Here is a 19,043-nt window from a genome sequence, read left to right on the forward strand (position 1 = left end):
TCCTTCCCTACGTTCCTGTCCGAGACGGCGGCTGCAGATAGGTGTCATAAATCCGGTCGCTGTCGCCGAAGGCAGCCACAGTTCCGTTGCGCATGATGGCGATCTTGTTGGTGACCGGCAGGATGCCCATGCGGTGCGTTATGATGACGACGATCATCCGCCGGGCTTTCATGCGCTCGATTGCCGCAAACAGCATGCGTTCGCCGTCATAATCCAGGCTCGAGTTCGGATCGTCGAGAACGATCAGGGACGGACTTCCATAGGCCGCCCGCGCCAGGCCCAGTTGCTGGCGCTGGGCGCGCAGAAGCAGGTTCCCGCCTTCGCCGATGTCGGTCTCGTAGCCCTGGGGCAGCCGCATGATCGCGTCGTGCAGCCCGACCAGCTTTGCGGCATCGATCGCCTTGCCGGGATCTCCTCCATCGAGCCGGCCGATCACATTCTTGATGGCGCCCCCGAAAAGTTCGATATCCTGCGGCAGGTATCCGACGTGACGGGTTCCCCCGCAAAGGCGCAAAGCAGAGATATCGACCCCGCCGAGAAGAGCGCATCCGCTCGTTGCCTGCACCACACCAGCCATGACGCGACCGAGCGTCGACTTTCCCGATCCGGACGGACCGATGAGCGCGACGCAATCGCCAGGCGCCAGGCGCAATGAGATATCGGTCAATATCTGCCTGTTGGCGACAGGCAGGGTATAGCTGACATTGTGTAGAACGAGGCCGTTCGGTTCCGGCAGCGGCACGATGCGGGCGTCGCGTTCCGATGCGACCGTGATCAGCATATTGTTCAGGCGGTTGAAGGCATTGCGCGCAAAGGTAAAGGAGCGCCATGCTCCTATTGCACCCTCGATTGGTGCGAGCCCACGCCCGAGGAGCAGGCTTGCAACGAAGATGATGCCGGGACTGCCGCTGTTGACGAGCACCAGCCATGTTGCCGATCCCATCATGAGGATTTGGGCGAGTGTGCGGATCGATTTGGAGAAACCAAGAATGATCTCGGTGCGATGCATTGCGACGTCTTGTGATTTTCTTGCCATTTCGGCATCGCGATAGACCATCAGCGCGGCACCATCCTGCATGCCCATTGCTCTGATGACTTCAATGTTCTTGAGCGCGGTCGCAAATCGCAGATAGCTGCGCGAAAGCGCGAGATTGGCGTGACAAAGCGGCCCCTGCGTTGCCAGTTCCGTCAGGAAGGCAAACAGCAGAAGCGCAAGCGCGCTCAGGAGGCCGATGGTCCCGAGCAGCGGATGGACGAGAAAAAGCAGGAGCAGGAATAACGGCGCCCAGGGCACGTCGAAAAACAGCGAACTGGCCGGCGAATCGAGAAACTGACGCAATACGGCGAGGTCCCGATAGCACTCCGTGGCGGCGCCGGCGTCCGCGCAAGCGGCATATTCGAACGATGCCGTCAGCACCATCGGCCGCAGCCTGTGGTCGAGCCAGCTGCCGATGCGCGAAAGAGCTGCCCTGCGCAGGATATCCAGCATGGATCCGACGAGCACGGCGACAGCAATGATCATCGTCAGCATCAGGAGCGTGTCGACGCTTCGGCTTGAAAGGACCCTGTCGTAGATCTGCAGGAGGTAGATGGATGGTGCCAGAAGAAAAAGATTGTAGCCGCAGCTATAGAGGAAGACGAGCCCGAAGGCTCCGACACAGGCCCTGAGCGCAACAACGAGATGTGTCTGCGGGCGCGATGGCTTTAAGGAAATCGTTGCCATTATCAGATCTCGCTGCATTTGATACTGACAAGAAAAAGCTGCCGGTTGGTTCAGCAACCCTTGGGGGTCGCCAGTCGAAACCGGCGACCCCAAGGGCGATGAGTTCATGAGCCAAGATGGCTGACATCGATATGGCCGAAGGCGTTTATGAAATGATCGAGAGCATTGTTCACCGTCGTCGTTTCCGGATTTGTGTGAACCACTGCTGACGAGATATCGCCGCCGAGAGCGTTGTTGCCGTTGCCGCCGTTGCCGCCAACGCCGGCAAGAATGGTGGCATGCTGGTCTGCCACAAGCTGCGTATATTGCGTCGCAGTCGTGCCGGCATTCACCGTCGCTGTGTCGCCGCCGCTCGTATTTCCTTGATCGCCGTTGGAGTGGGCTGCTCCGCCCGCGCCGCCAGCGCCGCTGGTGAGCGATGCGAGGAAACCGTTCTGGGCCTGGCTGAAGCCACCGGCTCCGCCGCCGCCGGCGTCCCAATCTGCCGTCTGCCAAACGTGATCGCCGTTGTGCAGATGGGTATCAGCCCCGTAGACCGTCTGCGTGGGGTCCACATAGGCAACCGGGTTATAGTTGATGTTGCCATTATTGATGCCATCGCCGCCATTGCCAGCATTGGCGTCGCCGGCATCAGGGTTATGGAGATAGATCGTGTCAGACAATTGTGGAATAGGCATTGATGTCGCTCCTTCTACTTCGTTTCGACTGTGAATATTGTACGGAGTCCCCCTTACGGCGTAGTTATTCAATGTCGCCGCCAGCCAATACAACCGCGGCCGAATATTGCCTTCGATTTAAACGTCGAGCTATATAGATATTCGGTGACGTTCCTTTGGGCGTATACTTGGAGGCTCTGAGCAATTGTTTATCGTTATTATGGCTGCAGGCAGGGCGTGATCTGCAGCCCCGTCCCACGCAACGGGTACCAGGGAAAGCCTGTTTAGTCTGAAATCCCCCTGCATTCTGCCGGAAGGGCCGGGTGGAAGCGGGTGGGATCTGCTCGCCGAGAAGCCGCATAAACGCAATACCGCGGTGATGGCAGCCAAATGGCTAGACCCTAGCCGAGCGGATGTAGACGAATTGCAGGCTCCGCTTTTCCCGTGTTCACAGGCACAATGGTTGAGAAATCCGCCGGTTGAACAATTAAGGGGCTGGGCATTTCGGACTGCCTGCGTGACGCATTCGGTGGATGCGCAAATAGCCGCGGAATGGAGACGGTAATGACGGAACTGCGTTCCTTGCTGGAAGATTTGCCCAAAGCGGGTGCCGACCAAAACCCCGCCTACAACGTGGCCGCAGGGCATTTGGCGCTTGTGCCGACCTGGCTTCCGCTGGATGTCGCTTCCGGTCCGAGCCCCAATTCAGCCGGCAGCGGCGGCGACGGGATCAGCGAAGGCGTGATCGGCAGCAATGCACTGGCCGTCTTCATGCCGTCCAATACCGCTATTGCCGGACCGCATTCGACGGCTGACGCCCTTCAGGGCAATAATGCGCTCATCAATCAGCATTCCACCGAAATGGCCGGGATAGGCGGGAATGGCGGCCACGGCAACGCCGTCGTCGGCGGCGGCGAAGGCGGCAATCATGCGGGCACCGGAGGCAACGGGCTCTTCTACGGCGGGCTCGTCAGCACCGAGGCCGCAGTCTTTGCCCCCGTTAATATGGCTGTGGCCGCAGGCCCCGGCACAGCCGCTCATGCCGACCAATCGAACAACGCCTTGTTCCTGCAGGGCGCAACCCAGATGGGCGGCATGGGCGGCTCGGGTGGGGATCATAACGCCGCAACCCATGGCTCGTTGGGACAAGGAACCGCGCTGACATTGACCGGCGATTTTTATGCCGGCCATGGCGGCAACGGGTATTTCGTCGGCAGCATCGTCGACGTCAGCATCGCCATCTTCTCGCCGATCAACATCGCGATCGGTGCGGCTGGTGGCTCGGCGGAGGCTCATCAGACGAACAATGTCATTTTCGATCAGGGCGCCGTGCAGATCGCCGGCATCGGCGGCAATGGCGGTGGTTTCAACCTGTCATCGGACACGATTTTTACCGGCAGCCATGCCGGCGGCGGTGGTGGGGCGGGGCTGTCGACCGGCAGCATGGTCGACATCAATTTGGGCTATTTCCATCCCATCAACATTGCCGTTCCCGCCGGCGGGACGGCGGATGCCCAGCAGATCGATCATATTCTCTATGATCAACACGCGCTTCAGCTGGCCGGCATCGGGGGCCATGGCGGAGGGGGCAATCTCACGGATGCCCATTCGGCTCTCGTAGACGACATTCTAAGCTTCATGCACAGTTAGCGCAGAAGTTCCCCCGTTCATTATAAGCCGGTATCCGTCGGTGCCGTGGGCTGCTATGGGATCGAAAGCGATGCCAGCTGTGGCATCAATGCGGGATTAGAGCGCGTTTTTCACTAATCATAACGGGTCATTAGCGCTCTCACGCTTTTGTTGTTTTTCCCGTCAGCTGTTTTGCTGTCGACGCCTTCGACTGCTTTGAATTGATCTACGAAACAAGGCGGAGCTGATCGGAAGCCCACTATATCCGGGGCCGCTCACCTGAAAGGATCTTGCACAGATCGGTTGTCTTTTCAGTGCCTTTGCAAGCTTTGTTGAGCAGCTTGCCGGACGTTAGTTCGGCGAAGACTGGAAAGTCTAGAGCGGCAAGTGGAATCCCGTGTTCTCAGGAATAAGCTCTTCGACGAACTTTACATGTCCAGGTTATCTCTCACCGTAAACTTATAGACTATAAGAATTATCATGAGAGGTCAGGCTATAGATATCGAGAATACACTCGTTTTTTGTCATGACATGAGGCAAGATCAGGAATAATATATAGCGCTGTTGGGTTTGCACATAATTCTCAGGAGCACGCCAGTGTCCAACAATGCTGGAACGAAGCGCCGCGCGGGGCGCAATGCACCAACTGTCGTCGTCATAGAGCATTCTACATTAGCCCGCACCACCGTGGTGAAGCTTCTCGAGCGCGAATTCATCGGGTGGAATTTTATCGATATGGCCTCGACCGAGACTCTCGATAGAGCTCTCGGTGCCGAGGTGCGTTTGATTGCATTGGATCTGGCCGGCAGAGATATTGAGAGTATCAGCCTGCGCGACGATCTTGCGGCAATTGCCGCACGGTTTCCTGAGGCTCCTATCACGTTCCTCTCAAATAGTGATGACGTCGACATAGCCCGTCAGGCGCTGAAGATAGGCATACGCGGCTTTTTCTCGACTTCACTTGGCATTGACATCGCCCTTGCCGGTCTTCGCCTCGTTCTGGCAGGAGGAACATTCTTCCCGCAACTGCTCGGAGCCGTCACGAGCGGCTCAAGCGAGCACATCCCAGCCAGAAGCGAGGCCGAAAAGCGCCTCGAGGACAGGACCCAATACCTGGCGATTGCCGATTTCACGCCACGCGAGGCCGATGTCCTCGCAGCGCTGCAATGCGGCTTTTCAAACAAGGTGATTGCCGGAAAACTCAATTTGTCGGGCCATACGGTAAAGATGCATTTGCAGCATATCATGCGCAAGCTGCAGGCGCAGAACCGCACTGAAGTGGTGGCTCGCCTGGTCCAGAGAGCCGCCGGCGGACAGGACGTTTCGGCGAATTAGGCGGTGGATGGATCATGCCCGGGATGATCCATAATCCAGGCGGTCGGGAGACACCAGCTCAGGCTGCATGCGGTGCAGGCGCTGCTCGGCAAAGCCGGCTTGCCATCGATCGGGCGGTTGCCGATCCCAATGCCGATCCTGTTGCGGCAGCGCAGATCTTCACGGCCGAGGCCAAGATTGTCTCGACTGAGAGCGCTATCGAGGCAAACAATAAGCTACTCGAATTGGCCGGCTCGACGCTTGCCGAACACAATCTCGACCGCCACTGGCGCAATGCCCGGACGCATACCCTGCACGATCCGGTGCGATGGAAATATTCGATCCTCGGTAAGTACGTCCTCAATGGAGAGAAGCCGCCTCTGCACCCCTGGAGCTAGGGCGCCACGGGCGCTTCAAAAGTCAGAAGATATGGTGGCGAGAGCAAGATCTTGGCACCGTTTCCGGCTACTCGATCGTCTTGCTAGTGACATCAGAATGCGATCCTTCCTCTCAGGTCTCATTCTTAAAATCGGGGGCACGAAATCTGGTGATATGTCCGCGACATCGTCTGCGTAGTCGGCGATCAGTGCCGCAGCAAGCTCTGCCTGAGTTTTAGCACCACTTGCATTTGCGGACCATCCGAGGAGGCTCTTTCGAGCAGCGTGTAGTCCGCTCCTATCCCTAAGACGAACGAATGAGGACAGCGGCTCAAGGCTCGTAATTCGGATCCCAAGACCATCAACTCAACAGGGGTGCTTTCAATCCGAGAGGGACAATTGGCGGCCAATTGGTTCGTGAGTGCCGGGTGTGCCTGTTTGCAGCGGACAGAGCCCACCATGTGACGGTCGTCCGGTGATGACGCGGCAGCAGGGGAGGTGCTACTGCCTAATGTTGTCTAATCGCGCCAAGCCGAACTACCGCATACCCGGCCCCGCCAATCTCAATCAGAAGGTCCGCTCTCATTTCCCCATCGGTGACCACCTTGATTTTGGTCCATTTGTCTATCTTTGTATCGCGTGGGAGAGGCAACCCTTCGCGCAGCAGGAGGGTAAGCTCAGGTGCTCTTTCCGACTTATAGATACAAATCCTCATCACACGGAACCCTAACTGCACAGATTTGTGACAGCCATATTGCAGTGCGTTATTTAGTATTGCAATGCCGAAGAATCCTTCTCTTTAAAAATGCCGAGGTGTGTTTCCATCTTACCGTCCATAAATGCGAGCTTCTTTCCGCTCGACGTGCCGGGTGTCGGTTGAAGTCCGGCGCCCGTCTTGGGATCCGGCAAAGGCTGGCCTGCGGTCAGCGCGGAACTGCTCGACTGAAGAGTGAGTCCCGGATACTTCAGGGTCGTCTCTTTTCAAGGCGGTCCTTTTGATTCTGAAATACTCCTTGCAATAGGAACCGAATGGTTCCATATGGTCGGCATGGTTAAACGCACCCAGACATCCCCGTCCGTTGGTCGCCCTCGCGAATTCGAACTCGATGATGCAGTTCGCAAGGCGATGGACGTGTTTTGGAACCGTGGGTATTACGATGCGTCTCTTCCGGACCTGCTCGAAGGCATGGATCTGTCCCGAGGCAGTTTCTATAAAGCCTTCGTGGACAAGCGAGGCGCCTATCTACGTGCCCTTGATGCCTATATCGAGGATGCTATTCGCACAGTTGGTGAAACGCTGCATTCCAACCCCTCGCCAAAAGCTGCACTTCGCGAAGCATTTTCGCGACAGGTTGATCTTTCATCGGGTACGGACGGATTACGCGGGTGCTTTGTTGTCTTGGCAGCAGTGGAAATGCTTCCAGAGGATAAAGAGGTTTCGGCCCGAATTTCCCGCCTGTTTCGCCGGCTGCAAGATCTTTATGCGGCTGCGATCATAAGAGCTCAAGCCTTAGGTGAAATCGACCCCGGCCTGGATGAGCGGACACTTGCAAGGTTCCTCGTGTGCCAGATCCAAGGCATGCGGGTCCTGGGCAAAGCGGGAGCGGACCGCGAGGAGACGAGGGCCATGGTCGACCTTGCCCTAAGGACGCTTGACTGACCTTAATTAGGAACCAAACAGTTCCAAAATGTAGATTGTTACAAAAGTCGTCGGCCAATTCCTCGGCCGGTCTGGAGACAAACGTGAGACATAGCTACGATCCCAATGATACACTTGACCCGCGTAGATGGACTGCACTGATCATCCTGTTGGCCGGGGCATTTTTGCCACCACTCGATTTCTTCATCGTCAACGTGGCGCTGCCGTCGATCCGGGAGGACTTCCAGGCCTCCGCATCCACAATGCAGCTGATTATCTCAGGCTACGCCACGACCTATGCGGCTATGCTGATCACCGGTGGCAGGCTTGGGGACCTCTATGGTCGACGAAATGTCTTCCTAGCCGGAATGGTCGGGTTTGCCGCCGCATCTGCGTTGTGCGGGTCGGCCTGGTCCCCATCGGTACTGATCGTCGGCCGGGTCCTCCAGGGTTTTGCTGCGGCAATCATGGCACCGCAGGCTTTGGCGTCGATCAATGCAATTTTTCCCGACCGCGAAAAATCAAAGGCACTCAGCTTCTACGCCCTGACATTCGGGGTGGCATCGATGGCCGGCCTGTTTCTCGGTGGAGCGCTGATTGCGTTGAATATCCTCGGCCTTGGATGGAGAGCCATCTTCCTCATCAATCTTCCAGTAATCGCGATCGCGGCGCCATCGGCCTTCATCATGTTGCGGGAAACCCGATCTGAGCACCCAAGCAAATTGGATCTCAGCGGAGCATTGCTGATCGCGCTCGCGCTTTTTGCGCTGCTTGCGCCGCTGATCGAGGGCCGGGAGCAGGGGTGGCCGATCTGGTTACTTCTGATGCTTGCCGCTTCCGGACCGTTTTTCCTCCTGTTCTGGCGGCATGAGAAAAAATTGGAGTCGACGGGGAGAGATCCCATTTTCGCACCGAGCCTGCTTCAAAATCCGGGATTGAAGCGCGGACTGCTAGCCGCACTGTTCTTCTATGCCTTTGCGGCGTTCTGGCTCACATTCTCGGTCTATCAGCAGGGCGGCCTTGGTCGCACACCTTTCGAGGCCGGCGTTGCAATCCTTCCCGCTGCAGTCGGCTTCGTTCTTGGGCCATTCGCGAGTGGGCGCGTTCTGCGCGTCTTCGGTCGGTATTCCGCCGCCGCAGGCATGACTTTGGAAGCTGCCGGATTGTTGGGGACTGCTGCCCTGATCTCATCAGGGGTGCCAGAGTTCCTATTCGCTGCACTGTTCCTCGTTGGCGCCGGACAGGGGGTTGCACTTCCAAATCTCGTGAAGACAGTCGTACAGCGTGTTGACCTGGCGCAGTCCGGTTTGGCTTCAGGCCTCGTCAATTCGATGCTTCAGATAGGCGGCGCTTTAGCCACAGCTCTTATCGGCGGATTGTTTTTTTCGATCCTGGGTCCGTCAACAGATGTGGGATCCATCGGCCATGCCTACAGCGTTGCAGCAGTCGCAATTGCACTCTGCCTTCTCGTTGCAGGATGGCTTTCCGCCGGTCTTGCATCGAACAGAGAGGTCCACCGATGAGCGCGACCATTGGTGGGGTTAGTCATCGATGCGTCCGTTGACGGCGTCAAACGATTTTCTGCGCCTTCGATGCTCACGTGCGGGTTTCTCCCGCGGCAATTGGGCAGACGTTATATCCGGAGCCTGGGTAGCCCACGCGGTATCTGCAGCGCAAAGCGGGCGGATCGTCTGCCTTTACCCGAGCGAGGCACGGAGATAGCGTCGAACGACGATTGTGTTCGCTCGAAGTCCAAAAAGATACGGCGCGGCATTGTCATCAGTCACTGCCGCACCCATAGTGCCCCAAGCAGATCAAAATCTGACGATGCCACACGGAGTAAGCATGGCCCGCCTTTCAAACATGGTCGCCGTCGTAACTGGCGGTGGCCGAGGAATAGGTCGAGAAATCGCTCTACAGCAGGCGAGGGAAGGGGCAAAGGTCGCGGTGCTGGCGCGCACGGTGACCGAGATTGAGGAAACAGTCTCTCTCATTGAGGAAGCGGGCGGTGAAGCGATCGCTGTTTCGACGGACCTGATTGATCTTGCCGCCGTTGAAAGTGCCTTTGCTCGCGTTGCGAGCGAATTAGGCCCAATCGACATTCTCATCAACAACCACGGCTCGTTTCAGGGCTTTGGTCCTATTTGGGACTGCGATCCCCTTGTTTGGTGGCGGGATGTCGAGATCAATCTTCGAGGCACATTCAACACTTGCCGCACGGCAGCCCCTGTGATGTTGGCGCGGGGCAGTGGCCGGATCGTAAACCTTGTTGGTGGCGGAACGGGCAACAGCTTTCCGCATGGCTCTGGCTACGCGTCCAGCAAGGCCGCCATCATGCGTTTCACGGAGTGTCTGAACGACACAACCATTGGCAACAACGTGCGCGCGTTCGCCGTCGATCCCGGTCTTGTTCGCACTGCGATGACCGAAATGCAGCTTTCATCGGAGGCGGGAAAGACCTACCTGCCCGGTATTCAGAAGCTTTTCGACGATAGTGTCGACATCGAACCGGCGCGCGCTGCGCTCTTGATTGCCGATATCGCCGCCGGGCGTTTCGATACCCTTGCCGGCCGTCTCTTGCGTGGTATCGATGACCGCGATGCGCTCGCAGAGGACATGGACGCCATAGTTGCTGCGGACGGTAGGGCATTGCGCTTCAGTGCGGTTGAACAAGCAAAGCTATGAGGGCTGCTGCAGACTGACGTGCTCGAGGGAAATCTCATGCCGGCTTTTGCGCCTCTAAAGCCTCTGTCTGCGGAACATCGAACTGCTTGAAATTCCGGCCGGATGCGGAGAAGCAGCAAAGATCCGGGGCCGATCAATATCCAAGCGCGCAACCGTCCTTGCGATGATCGGATGCGCCAAGCAAAGTACCGTTATCCCAATCGACCCAGATCGCTTGAGCGCCGCCTATTGCCCAATTGGCGGCCTGTACGGCGAAACCGCGTTCCTTGAAGACCTCGCCGACCGTCACACGAAGCCTTTCTTCCATCTCCACCTTGGAAGTCCCCGGCAGTGGAAACAGGCGAGGTAGGTCGATTGCCGCCTGCATGTCCATGCCGTAGTCAAACAGCTTCGACAGAAACTGGGCGTGGCCCATCGCCTGGTAATGTCCCCCCATAACGCCGAACGACAGGCAGGTCCTGCCGTCTCTGGTCACCATGCCCGGAATGATCGTGTGCATCGGCCTCTTGCGGGGGCCGATCGCGTTCGGATGCCCTTCTTGCAGCACGAAGCTTTGGCCGCGGTTGTGGAAAAGCACGCCCGACTTCGGCGTCATCAGGCCACTGCCGTAGGAATGGAAGATCGAGTTGATAAAGCTTGCACAATTTCGGTCCTTATCGACGACCGAAATATAAACCGTGTCGGCATGCGCGGTCCCGCCGATCGTCGTTATAGCATCGACCGGGCGCTTGAGGTCGATCTTCGAGGCGAGGTCGTCAGCGAGCGCATCCGACAAGAGGAACTTAATCGGCACGGCTGATGACGAAGGATCGCCAAGCCATCTGTCGCGGGCAGCATAGGCAAGCCGTGCCGCTTCGACCTCCCTTATGAGATTGTCGGCATCGAGCGGATCTCCGGCGGGTTTGTGGCGTTCCAGAATCTTCAGGATCATCAACGCAATGACGCCTTGCCCGTTCGGTGGGCATTCATGCACGGTCCAACCGCGATAGTCCGCACTGATCGGCGTGACATATTCGCCTGCCGCCTCGGCGAAATCCTGCTTGGTGTGCAGGCCTCCCTTTGCAGCAAGGTAGGAAACCATTTCCTCGGCAACGGCACCGCGGTAAAAAGCGTCGCGACCCTCCCGGCCGATCGCTTCGAGGGTGTCGGCAAGTTCCGGCTGATACTGCACGGATCCGACCGGCGGCGTGGCGTCGCCAACAAGAAACGTACGGCGCGTCGAAGGTTCCCGCATAAGCAGGGCCTTCTGGTGTGAAATGTCCGACGCGACGCGGGGCGTGATGCCGTACCCGTCCCTCGCAAGTGCAATGGCCTGCGAAAGAATGTCGGACATCGGCATGCGGCCGTGGTCAGCAACAAGGCGTGTCCAGGCGTCGACGGCGCCCGGAATGGTGACGGCGTGCGCAGAAGATCGATCGATCGCCGTGATGCCTTCCTGCCTGTACCACGAGAGGTCGGCCGCCGCCGGCGTGCGGCCGGAACCATTGAAGGCAAAAACCCTGCCGCCTCCGTTTGCCGCCAATAGGGCAAAGCAATCGCCCCCGATGCCCGTCGATCCGGCTTCGACCACGCATTGAACGGCGCAGGCCGCCACCGCCGCGTCGATGGCCGCACCGCCTGCCTTGAGGATTTCAATCGCCGCAAGAGTCGCCAAAGGGTGAGAGGTGGCGGCCATACCATTGCGCGCCACGGCGAGCGAACGTCCAGGATGTTCGAAATTGCGCATATTTTCCCCGTCTGATGAGATTGCTGGTCTTTGCCCAATTATATGTTTCATCGAGCGCTCTGGTCGAGCGATCGAACATCTCGTCAATTTCCGGCCCGATCATGATGAGCGGGCAGAAGGAGAAGGTGTCGCCAAGCGCACGGGTAATGACGCCATGGGCCTGAGCACGCTTGCCGGTATGGATCGCAACGCAATCGCTTCGAAGGCTTCCTTGCTGGACTTGTTACGAACGAGTTCCAGCGTGCCGATCATGCCGCGACCACCCACGTCGCCAACGAGAGGGTGTTGCCGAGTGCATTCGGTCGTCGCTGAAACACAGGCATGACCGACTGGACATGACCCGATATCTCTCGCTCTTGGTAAACCTTCAGCCTTTCAAGCGCGGAGGCGAAATCGCCAGCAAGGCCGTGTTTCTCCACAAGGGGCAAAATAGAGGAAGAGGGAGTTACCCGAGGAATTGTGATCTGACGACCAGACACAAAGTTGATCACGCATGTCACGGACGAGCGTGGGCGAGAGGGAAGGGCGCCAATGAAAAAGGAAATCGCCGGTTCGCAACTAGAAATCCGGCGGCCGTTTCCCATCTGTACTTTGACGCTGAACCGCCCGTTAGACCGCGGCAATGAAGTCTGAGGCGCATTGATGGCGACTACGTCAAATAAACGGTTGAGAATTGTTTCCGTGGCGGCTGTTTTATTGCTACTGTCATCATCCGCCGATGCCAAGCAAGAACCGCTTGGCCCATATCGTCCAGCATTGGCAGCTTATCGCTTGGAAGGAATCGAGCGTATCTCTGCCTGTTTGACCGTCAACGATCCGAAACCAGTAAGATGGTGGGTTACGGACGCGAAAGGCAAGAGCGTCATTGCGGGTCAGCAGGTGGTCTTGAGGGGCTGCAAGCGGTCCTGAGGGTATCAACTGGGATTGGTGGCGCTTGCCGTTCGCCCGCGGTTGGCCGGAGTGACTGATCGGAGTAAAGGCAAACGGAGGCGGAGATCAACATAAGCGCCATCCCGAGAAGATTTATGGCACTGACAGTCTCTCCGCCGATCAAAACCCCAACCGCGACCGCGATCGCTGGTGAGACGAACGCAAAACTTCCCGCCCGTGCCGGTCCCGCGTCGCGTAACAGCTGCAGGTACAGACTGTATCCAACGAGCGATCCGAAAACGATAAGGAACGCCCAACCCGCCAATGCCTCCCATCTCCAAAAGATAGGAAAGGCACGGACTGGGCCTTCGCCGGCGAGAAAAGCGCAGCCAAGCAATATCGTGCCGCCGATCAGGGTCGTCGATCCCGCCACGAAAATGCTTCCGTAACGGCTGATCAGTGGCCCTGCGATGACCGAGCCGTATGCAGACGACAAGGCAGCGAAGATCACCGCAAGATAGCCGATGAGTTCATCCGTTTGTGTCTCTTCCACTGGATGGTCAAATAGCAGGTAAAGGCCTGCGATGCCGACGGCCATGGCAGAAGCGCGACGCCAACTCCATATCTCCTGACCGAGCAAAATTCCGAACCCAAGCAGGGCGAGCGGCGTCAGCGACATCTCAACGACGGCCGCCGTACCGGACGAAACGAACTGCATGCCCCAAAACAGCGGGCCATAGCAAAGGGTGATCATCAGTAGACTGCCGACCATCAGGCGGGGGGCGTCCTCGATGAAGAATGCCGGCAAGCCTCGAATGACGCAGGTGTATCCGAGAAGTATCAATCCGGCAGCCATGAACCGTGTCGCGGCAAAAACCGTGGGCGGGACGGAGCTGATGCCGACTTTGACCCCTATCCATGTGAGGCCCCAGACGAGGCAGAGTGTAAGGAATTTTAGCAAGTTCGACGAAACCATTGAACTAACCTCTGGCGTGTAACGGTTTAAGTGCATATATACCGTTACAACGAGCCAGCCAAAGTCGAGTTCCCAAGAGATGGCCTCTTCAACAGCTGATATGAGATTGAGCGGCGGACATCCGGCCCTTGATTTCGTAAATACGGTCGACAGCAGGCGAGGGCGCTTAGGACCTGATTTTTTGGTCTCCTTCGCCGATCTTGCAACGCTTGCGCAGCGAGTTGGACTGATTTCGCCCGCAGATGCCGGTCGCTTACTTCATGATGCTGCCTCACATCCCGGTGGCACTGCATCGTTCATAAGACGAGCACGAAAGCTCAGGGAGGCGGCCTACCGGCTGTTTATCGCAGAGACTGCTGCTCAGGATTTTGACAACAGGGACGTTGCCACGGTCGAGGCCGAGGCGCAGAAGGCGCGTTTGCGACAGCGGCTAGTCTTCACCGATGGCTTATGGGCGTGGAGCCTGCCGTTAAACGAGCCTGAAGATGTCCTTGCCGTGTTTGCGATAGCCGCGGCCGACCTGTTGACGGGTAGAGAACTGCGACGTCCGGTGCGAGAATGCAAAGGACACAATTGCGGTTGGCTCTTTCTCGATCACTCAAAGGCCGGACGGCGCAAGTGGTGTTCCGAAGCAAGTTGCGGCACTCGCAGCCGCGTGGAGCGCTTCCGAAGCAAGGAAACATGATCCTTTGCGTCCCGACGCCACGGGTCAAGCGACGGTCTCCGTCATCACGCGGAGTATGAATGTCAATGAAGAACGGCGACCGCGGCCACGCCAGCTTCGTTGGCGGCCCGCAGGATAGCGCTTCTCAATTCGGTGCTGCTGGCTTTGCCGATCATGACGTCGAGACAGGCTTTAACGGCTGACAAGAATTCTTCTCCGTCGTCCGAAGGCCATTCTTTGATCAAAGCGTTGGCAGCCTCGTGGACGGTGCGAACGACCAAGCGTCGGCTGGGGTCTTTGAAGATGAGGACGACTTGATCAATCTCGGTCGGCAGGTCCAGTTTCATTACGCGGTACCCCAAGCGATACGGTCGAACACGTTTTGGATGAAAAACTAATCAGAAGGTTGCAGACTGTCGCGTGAAAAGCGCGTGACAGCGCGTGTCGGGGCGGCGCCTTGGCCTGATCCTGGACCAGATCGCTGGACCGTGCTGTTCGAGTGGATGAAAATTATTGGCATGGGTGCCGTCATCTGAAAGCACGTCGAACCAGTTCACAGACGCCATCCGTTTGCCATACGAAGAGCATGGCGTCCGCGGGTCTAACCCCAATATGACGGGCAAAGGAAGCCTGCCGAAGCGGGCTACCCTAAGTGAGGAAGGAGGGCCCACGCAGCGGAGTTGAGGAAGGGTGACACATGCGTAGATCCGCCGCGGGACCCATGCCGCCCAAACTTCACCGGTCCTCAAAGGTTCCCGTCAAATCTTGCCTCTGGCGGCAAAAACAAGAACTTTCAGTTGGTCAATATTCCGCACTCCCTGGCGATAAAGTTCGATCGCAACCGCGGCTGCTCGAGATGTCTCCTCATCGTCGTCCAAGAGCTGGAATTCCGCCTTTGCGGCATCCACGACCTGCTGACAGACGTCCAGGTCTTCCGACGTCAAGGCCTGATCACGCTGACTTATTTGACGTGCGCTCATTGGTTCCTCCGAGGCCCGACCCCTCGGGCAGACCAAGCCTCTCCGATCGCCACTCCGTCAGGGTGATCGTGGCGGCTCGTCGCGTACGATTTTGATATTTGACCGTCAATCACCCGCAACCGGAGCCTGACCCTATCCCACCGTCATCAGCGGAACGGCGTCGTCCGATGCCCCATGACATCGAGACGCGCTGAGTGTCCTTATCGTTAGCGAAGCCGCGCCAAGTGATCCCGACAAAGCCAAGGCTTCGTGAAAGCACTGGCGGCACTTCCGCCGGTCTCTTTGAGTTTAAATCCACCAAACATTCATATATCACCCACTAGGCTGGAGCATGCCGGGGACATGAAGAGAGATCAATTGGCAGACGGGGGTCTGATGCCTGTTAACTTGCAACGCATCGGTGCGAGAAGCAGAAACTTGTTGTCACCTTCCATTGACGGGAAGGTCTCATCTTCGGCGATGCGCAAGCTGCGCATCCTGCATCTGCTTTTCGCAGACGAAATTGCAGGATCGGAGAGGCACTGTATCGACCTTGCGAACGGGCAGGCAGCTCTCGGGCATGAGGTCCACGTTGCCGGATATCGCCGCTCGCCGATCATCCCGCTTCTCGGCGACAACGTCATTTTTCACGGGTTCTCAACAGCGCTTCTGCGAGGAATGCGATTGCGACGGTTGATTGCGAGAGCCGGAATCGAGGTCGCGCATGCGCACCACAGCCCAGGCAGCAAAGCGCTTGCCACCGTTTCTAGTGCCGTGACGACGATTGCGACCCTGCACGTCGGCTACAGGCCGAAGCGACACGCGCGCATGGACGGCGTGATCTGCGTAAACCGCGATCAGTTGTCCCACCTTAACGGGTACGCCGGCCAAGCAGGTTTGATTCCGAACTGGCTGCCAGATGCAACGGGCGAGGAGGCCGTTGATTTGCGTTCCGAATTGGATCTGCCCCGTGAAACGCGGTTGGTCGGCGCCGTAGGGCGACTGCATCCAAGCAAGGGAAACGACGTCCTCATCGAAGCCTTCAGGCAATCTGCGCCAGAAAATGCGGCGCTGGTCATAATCGGCGAGGGGCCGCAGCGCGGCGAACTGGAAAAAATGGCGGCAGGCGACGGTCGAATTCGCTTGCCGGGCTACACAGACAATGTGCCTGGATTTCTGAGTAATCTCGACTTGTTCGTTTCTCCGTCTCGCGAGGAAACGTTCGGTCTGGCCATACTTGAGGCGATGCGTGAGGGGCTTCCCATTATCGCAACAGCAACGAAGGGACCCTCGGAATATCTGCATCGCCATCCGGTCACTCTGGTGCAACCCGGTTCCGTCGATGACATGTCAGCGGCGCTGACTGATGCCCTCAAGCCTCACGGCACCGTGGGCCAAGGGCGCCTCGCATATGATCTGAGTGCCTTTTCCCGGTCGACGGGTATCGCAAACGTGCTCGAATTCTATCGCGAAGTTGCTGCGAGAAAAGGCACACGGATGAATGCCCCACCAAGGCGCCCCTGATATATGTTTGCAATAGCTAAGCATGATTTGCCGGAAGACCCATCGTCGACCAGCGCGTTTTCGAACTCGCAAACTTTTAACTTGATCGGCAAATGTGTCGTCAGACGATGTGTAGGGATTGATGGCACGATGACGATGAAGGACGTGTTGGGGAGTTACAACGCAACCGTTCCTCGCGCCACCCAGCCTCGAACTCCCCCAGGAGCCAGTGGCGCATCGGCGGCACCGGCGAGTGCGGATTGATCGGCAAATGCAATGCCTGTGATCGCGGCCGCGAGGCCGATTAGGACGGCACTGCGCGCATGCTGCGAACTTACCTCACATTAGGCGAGGAAGCCGGTTGTTTGTTGGTGCCGGGCCAAGCTTGGACCGCTCCAGCCGATATGGCCGCGCCCATTCGCGCCGCGCATCCTCCGAAAGCACCAGGCCATGACCCAAGCGGTCGGGTGCGTAGGCGAAGCCGTCGCGGATTTCGATTGGCGTCTCGACTAGGTGGTCAAAGTTCTGGAAGGAATATTCCAGCCATTCGACCTCCGGCAGGGCAACAGCCATGTGAACCCCGATTTCCAGGAAGGTATTGCCGAGGCTGACCGGGATGCCAAGTTCGGCAGCCAGCCAGCCGATGCGCATAACATCCGTTACCTGCCCGTGGACATTCAGGATGTCGGCGCCGTGATGGTCGAGCAGGATCCTCTTGCCGGACAGATCGAGATATTCTCCGCTGTTGATCTGGGTCCAGTTGACGGCATGACGCAGGGTTCGCAAACCCTCGAAATCGTGGCGCAGAATGGGATCTTCCACCCAGAGGAGATGATGTCCTGCATCGCGTATTGCCGTCAGCTTGACCAGGGCCTCCTTGGAATTCCAGGCTTCGTTCGGATCGATCATGATCTGCGACCCCTCCGGCACGACCTTCTTCAAGAGTTCGAGGCGGCGAAGGTCGCGGGCAAAATCAGGATGGCCGACCTTGATCTTGAAGGCGGTGTAGCCGACGCTCGCAGCATGCGCAAACAGCGCGCTGAAGGCGTCGTCGCTCAGGTGGAAGTCGAGGCCGCTCGCATAAGCGCGCACACGGTTGCGTCGGCTTCCAAGGAGGCGGTGCAAGGGCATGCCTGCCTGCTTGGCGGCAAGATCCCAAAGAGCCACCTGCAGCGCTTCGTGAAACGGCAGGGAGTAGGCGCGCTGATTGCCGCCGCGCGGTCGGTTCACCCGATGAACCAGTCCGATCGCCTTTTCTCCCTTGATCGCTGGCCAGACTTCGTTCTCGAAAACGGCCTCGATCTCGGCCTGATCCGGCAACGGATAAAAAAGCGTCTGGATGAAGCCGAGCCCCACCTCGCCTGTATCCGAGATCAGTTCGAGCGCGGCCACGTTGGTCTCGTCAGCGCGAACCTGGCTGTCGCCGATTACGCGGTCGCGGGCAAACTGAAATCGGGTTATACGGAAGCGGGAGAGAGACATTAGTGCGCTCGCTGATCGTTTAAAATGTTGATCTGATCGATCAGAAAGGTGATATCGGACCTATGAAGAAACTGCAAGAGCTGCATGGCGCGAAGTCGATGGTTGGAGATGCGACGGCGATCCGCCTCAGCGACCTGGCCTACGAGCGCGTCCTCGAAAGCCTGTTCGAACGCAAGGTACCGGTGGGTGCATTCATCTCGCAGAACGAGCTGTCGGCAATCGTTGGTGTTCCGGTGGCACCCTTGCGCGACGCGCTGCGCGTGCTGGAAGCGGAGGGCATTTTGACCATCCATCCACGCTCGGGCATTCAGTTCGTCCGGCCGGGCATGGAACTCACCCGCTCCACCTATCAGTTTCGCTCCATTGTCGAGCGCGCGGCTATCAGGGTGTTTGCCGAGGAGGGCGACGAGAGCCTGATGAATGCGCTGGAGATTAGGCATTCCAGGCTTGTTCGCCAGCTCGAGCGTAACGGCATAGGGCCTGAGCAGCTTTTGGAGACGGACGCGCTCGAGCTGGAACTTCACGCTGAGATCATCAAGGCCCTGCGCAATCCGCTGATCGACAGTGCCTACCGGCGCATGCACAACTATCTGCGTCTTCTGCGGCTGGAGCGGAAGGTCACGGTGCCGATCCTTGTGCGCACGTTGAAGGAGCACCTCGATATACTCGAAGCATGCAGTACGAGGGACCCGGATGCCGCCGAAAAGGCCCTGATCGCGCATTTCCAGGCAGCGGTGCAACGCAATCTCGGTCTCGTTTAATCCCTTCGACGCTTGCTGTCTTCGATCGAGCGTGTTGCGGGATCTCCAAAACGATGATATTGCCGTCTGATCGATCAGA

At 58.0% G+C, this 19,043-nt stretch carries 15 protein-coding genes and 1 pseudogene; 9 read left to right on the plus strand and 7 right to left on the minus strand.

Annotation, left to right across the window (positions count from 1 at the left end; all coding sequences use genetic code 11):
- Positions 1–7 precede the first annotated feature (7 nt).
- A complete protein-coding gene (locus FHX15_RS24560; protein WP_184400981.1) occupies positions 8–1,723 on the minus strand; it encodes a type I secretion system permease/ATPase in 1,716 nt (571 codons plus the stop codon).
- A 104-nt stretch (positions 1,724–1,827) separates the two neighbouring features.
- The gene (locus FHX15_RS24565; protein WP_184400982.1) at positions 1,828–2,400 is read right to left on the minus strand and encodes a PE-PGRS family protein; all 573 of its coding nucleotides are present in this window, start codon (positions 2,398–2,400) and stop codon (positions 1,828–1,830) included.
- Between the two features lie 543 nt (positions 2,401–2,943).
- On the opposite strand from FHX15_RS24565, the gene FHX15_RS24570 reads away from it, so the two are divergent.
- From FHX15_RS24570 to FHX15_RS24595, 6 genes and pseudogenes are all read left to right on the plus strand, one after another.
- On the plus strand, positions 2,944–4,029 hold the full coding sequence (locus FHX15_RS24570; RefSeq protein ID WP_184400983.1) for a hypothetical protein: 1,086 nt from the start codon (positions 2,944–2,946) through the stop codon (positions 4,027–4,029).
- 576 nt (positions 4,030–4,605) lie between these two features.
- The gene (locus FHX15_RS24575; RefSeq protein ID WP_409527032.1) at positions 4,606–5,343 is read left to right on the plus strand and encodes a LuxR C-terminal-related transcriptional regulator; all 738 of its coding nucleotides are present in this window, start codon (positions 4,606–4,608) and stop codon (positions 5,341–5,343) included.
- A gap of 33 nt (positions 5,344–5,376) precedes the next feature.
- Positions 5,377–5,720: pseudogene (locus tag FHX15_RS24580) on the plus strand (SfnB family sulfur acquisition oxidoreductase); the annotation flags it as partial.
- Positions 5,721–6,825: 1,105 nt separating this feature from the next.
- Positions 6,826–7,359 (plus strand): TetR/AcrR family transcriptional regulator, encoded by a 534-nt coding sequence (locus FHX15_RS24585; RefSeq protein WP_312861900.1) that lies wholly within the window; start codon positions 6,826–6,828, stop codon positions 7,357–7,359.
- A gap of 83 nt (positions 7,360–7,442) precedes the next feature.
- Positions 7,443–8,861 carry an MFS transporter gene (locus tag FHX15_RS24590; protein ID WP_184400984.1) on the plus strand — a complete coding sequence of 473 codons (1,419 nt, stop codon included), beginning with the start codon at positions 7,443–7,445 and terminating at the stop codon, positions 8,859–8,861.
- Positions 8,862–9,201: 340 nt separating this feature from the next.
- The gene (locus FHX15_RS24595; protein WP_246779072.1) at positions 9,202–10,023 is read left to right on the plus strand and encodes an SDR family NAD(P)-dependent oxidoreductase; all 822 of its coding nucleotides are present in this window, start codon (positions 9,202–9,204) and stop codon (positions 10,021–10,023) included.
- Positions 10,024–10,156: 133 nt separating this feature from the next.
- On the opposite strand, the gene FHX15_RS24600 is transcribed toward FHX15_RS24595, so the two are convergent.
- Positions 10,157–11,749 (minus strand): gamma-glutamyltransferase family protein, encoded by a 1,593-nt coding sequence (locus FHX15_RS24600; protein WP_184400985.1) that lies wholly within the window; start codon positions 11,747–11,749, stop codon positions 10,157–10,159.
- 862 nt (positions 11,750–12,611) lie between these two features.
- The gene (locus tag FHX15_RS24605) at positions 12,612–13,595 is read right to left on the minus strand and encodes a DMT family transporter (protein WP_184400986.1); all 984 of its coding nucleotides are present in this window, start codon (positions 13,593–13,595) and stop codon (positions 12,612–12,614) included.
- 79 nt (positions 13,596–13,674) lie between these two features.
- Between FHX15_RS24605 and FHX15_RS24610 the strand changes: the two genes are divergently transcribed.
- Complete coding sequence (locus FHX15_RS24610) at positions 13,675–14,280, plus strand: CGNR zinc finger domain-containing protein (RefSeq protein ID WP_184400987.1); 606 nt, start codon at positions 13,675–13,677, stop codon at positions 14,278–14,280.
- A 62-nt stretch (positions 14,281–14,342) separates the two neighbouring features.
- Here FHX15_RS24610 and FHX15_RS24615 read toward each other — a convergent pair whose 3' ends face one another.
- Both FHX15_RS24615 and FHX15_RS24620 read right to left on the minus strand, forming a co-directional pair.
- Positions 14,343–14,606 (minus strand): DUF982 domain-containing protein, encoded by a 264-nt coding sequence (locus FHX15_RS24615; RefSeq protein WP_184400988.1) that lies wholly within the window; start codon positions 14,604–14,606, stop codon positions 14,343–14,345.
- A 411-nt stretch (positions 14,607–15,017) separates the two neighbouring features.
- A complete protein-coding gene (locus tag FHX15_RS24620) occupies positions 15,018–15,239 on the minus strand; it encodes a hypothetical protein (protein WP_184400989.1) in 222 nt (73 codons plus the stop codon).
- 342 nt (positions 15,240–15,581) lie between these two features.
- Between FHX15_RS24620 and FHX15_RS24625 the strand changes: the two genes are divergently transcribed.
- Positions 15,582–16,742, plus strand: coding sequence for a glycosyltransferase family 4 protein (locus tag FHX15_RS24625; RefSeq protein ID WP_246779061.1), 1,161 nt, complete (start codon positions 15,582–15,584; stop codon positions 16,740–16,742).
- A 318-nt stretch (positions 16,743–17,060) separates the two neighbouring features.
- On the opposite strand, the gene FHX15_RS24630 is transcribed toward FHX15_RS24625, so the two are convergent.
- Positions 17,061–18,203, minus strand: a complete 1,143-nt coding sequence (locus tag FHX15_RS24630; protein WP_184400990.1) for a mandelate racemase/muconate lactonizing enzyme family protein — start codon at positions 18,201–18,203, stop codon at positions 17,061–17,063.
- Between the two features lie 62 nt (positions 18,204–18,265).
- Here FHX15_RS24630 and FHX15_RS24635 point away from each other — a divergent pair, with 62 nt between their 5' ends.
- Positions 18,266–18,964, plus strand: coding sequence for a GntR family transcriptional regulator (locus tag FHX15_RS24635; protein WP_184400991.1), 699 nt, complete (start codon positions 18,266–18,268; stop codon positions 18,962–18,964).
- Positions 18,965–19,043 lie beyond the last annotated feature (79 nt).

The sequence above is a fragment of the Rhizobium sp. BK650 genome, from assembly GCF_014195325.1.
Classification (GTDB): domain Bacteria; phylum Pseudomonadota; class Alphaproteobacteria; order Rhizobiales; family Rhizobiaceae; genus Rhizobium.

What these genes read in the sequence shown, in the direction of transcription:
- FHX15_RS24560 (WP_184400981.1), bottom strand. Translation starts at nt 1,723, where the DNA reads ATGGCAACGATTTCCTTAAAGCCATCGCGCCCGCAGACACATCTCGTT.
- FHX15_RS24565 (WP_184400982.1), bottom strand. Translation starts at nt 2,400, where the DNA reads ATGCCTATTCCACAATTGTCTGACACGATCTATCTCCATAACCCTGAT.
- FHX15_RS24570 (WP_184400983.1), top strand. Translation starts at nt 2,944, where the DNA reads ATGACGGAACTGCGTTCCTTGCTGGAAGATTTGCCCAAAGCGGGTGCC.
- FHX15_RS24585 (WP_312861900.1), top strand. Translation starts at nt 6,826, where the DNA reads ATGGACGTGTTTTGGAACCGTGGGTATTACGATGCGTCTCTTCCGGAC.
- FHX15_RS24595 (WP_246779072.1), top strand. Translation starts at nt 9,202, where the DNA reads ATGGTCGCCGTCGTAACTGGCGGTGGCCGAGGAATAGGTCGAGAAATC.
- FHX15_RS24600 (WP_184400985.1), bottom strand. Translation starts at nt 11,749, where the DNA reads ATGCGCAATTTCGAACATCCTGGACGTTCGCTCGCCGTGGCGCGCAAT.
- FHX15_RS24605 (WP_184400986.1), bottom strand. Translation starts at nt 13,595, where the DNA reads ATGGTTTCGTCGAACTTGCTAAAATTCCTTACACTCTGCCTCGTCTGG.
- FHX15_RS24610 (WP_184400987.1), top strand. Translation starts at nt 13,675, where the DNA reads ATGGCCTCTTCAACAGCTGATATGAGATTGAGCGGCGGACATCCGGCC.
- FHX15_RS24615 (WP_184400988.1), bottom strand. Translation starts at nt 14,606, where the DNA reads ATGAAACTGGACCTGCCGACCGAGATTGATCAAGTCGTCCTCATCTTC.
- FHX15_RS24620 (WP_184400989.1), bottom strand. Translation starts at nt 15,239, where the DNA reads ATGAGCGCACGTCAAATAAGTCAGCGTGATCAGGCCTTGACGTCGGAA.
- FHX15_RS24625 (WP_246779061.1), top strand. Translation starts at nt 15,582, where the DNA reads ATGAAGAGAGATCAATTGGCAGACGGGGGTCTGATGCCTGTTAACTTG.
- FHX15_RS24630 (WP_184400990.1), bottom strand. Translation starts at nt 18,203, where the DNA reads ATGTCTCTCTCCCGCTTCCGTATAACCCGATTTCAGTTTGCCCGCGAC.
- FHX15_RS24635 (WP_184400991.1), top strand. Translation starts at nt 18,266, where the DNA reads ATGAAGAAACTGCAAGAGCTGCATGGCGCGAAGTCGATGGTTGGAGAT.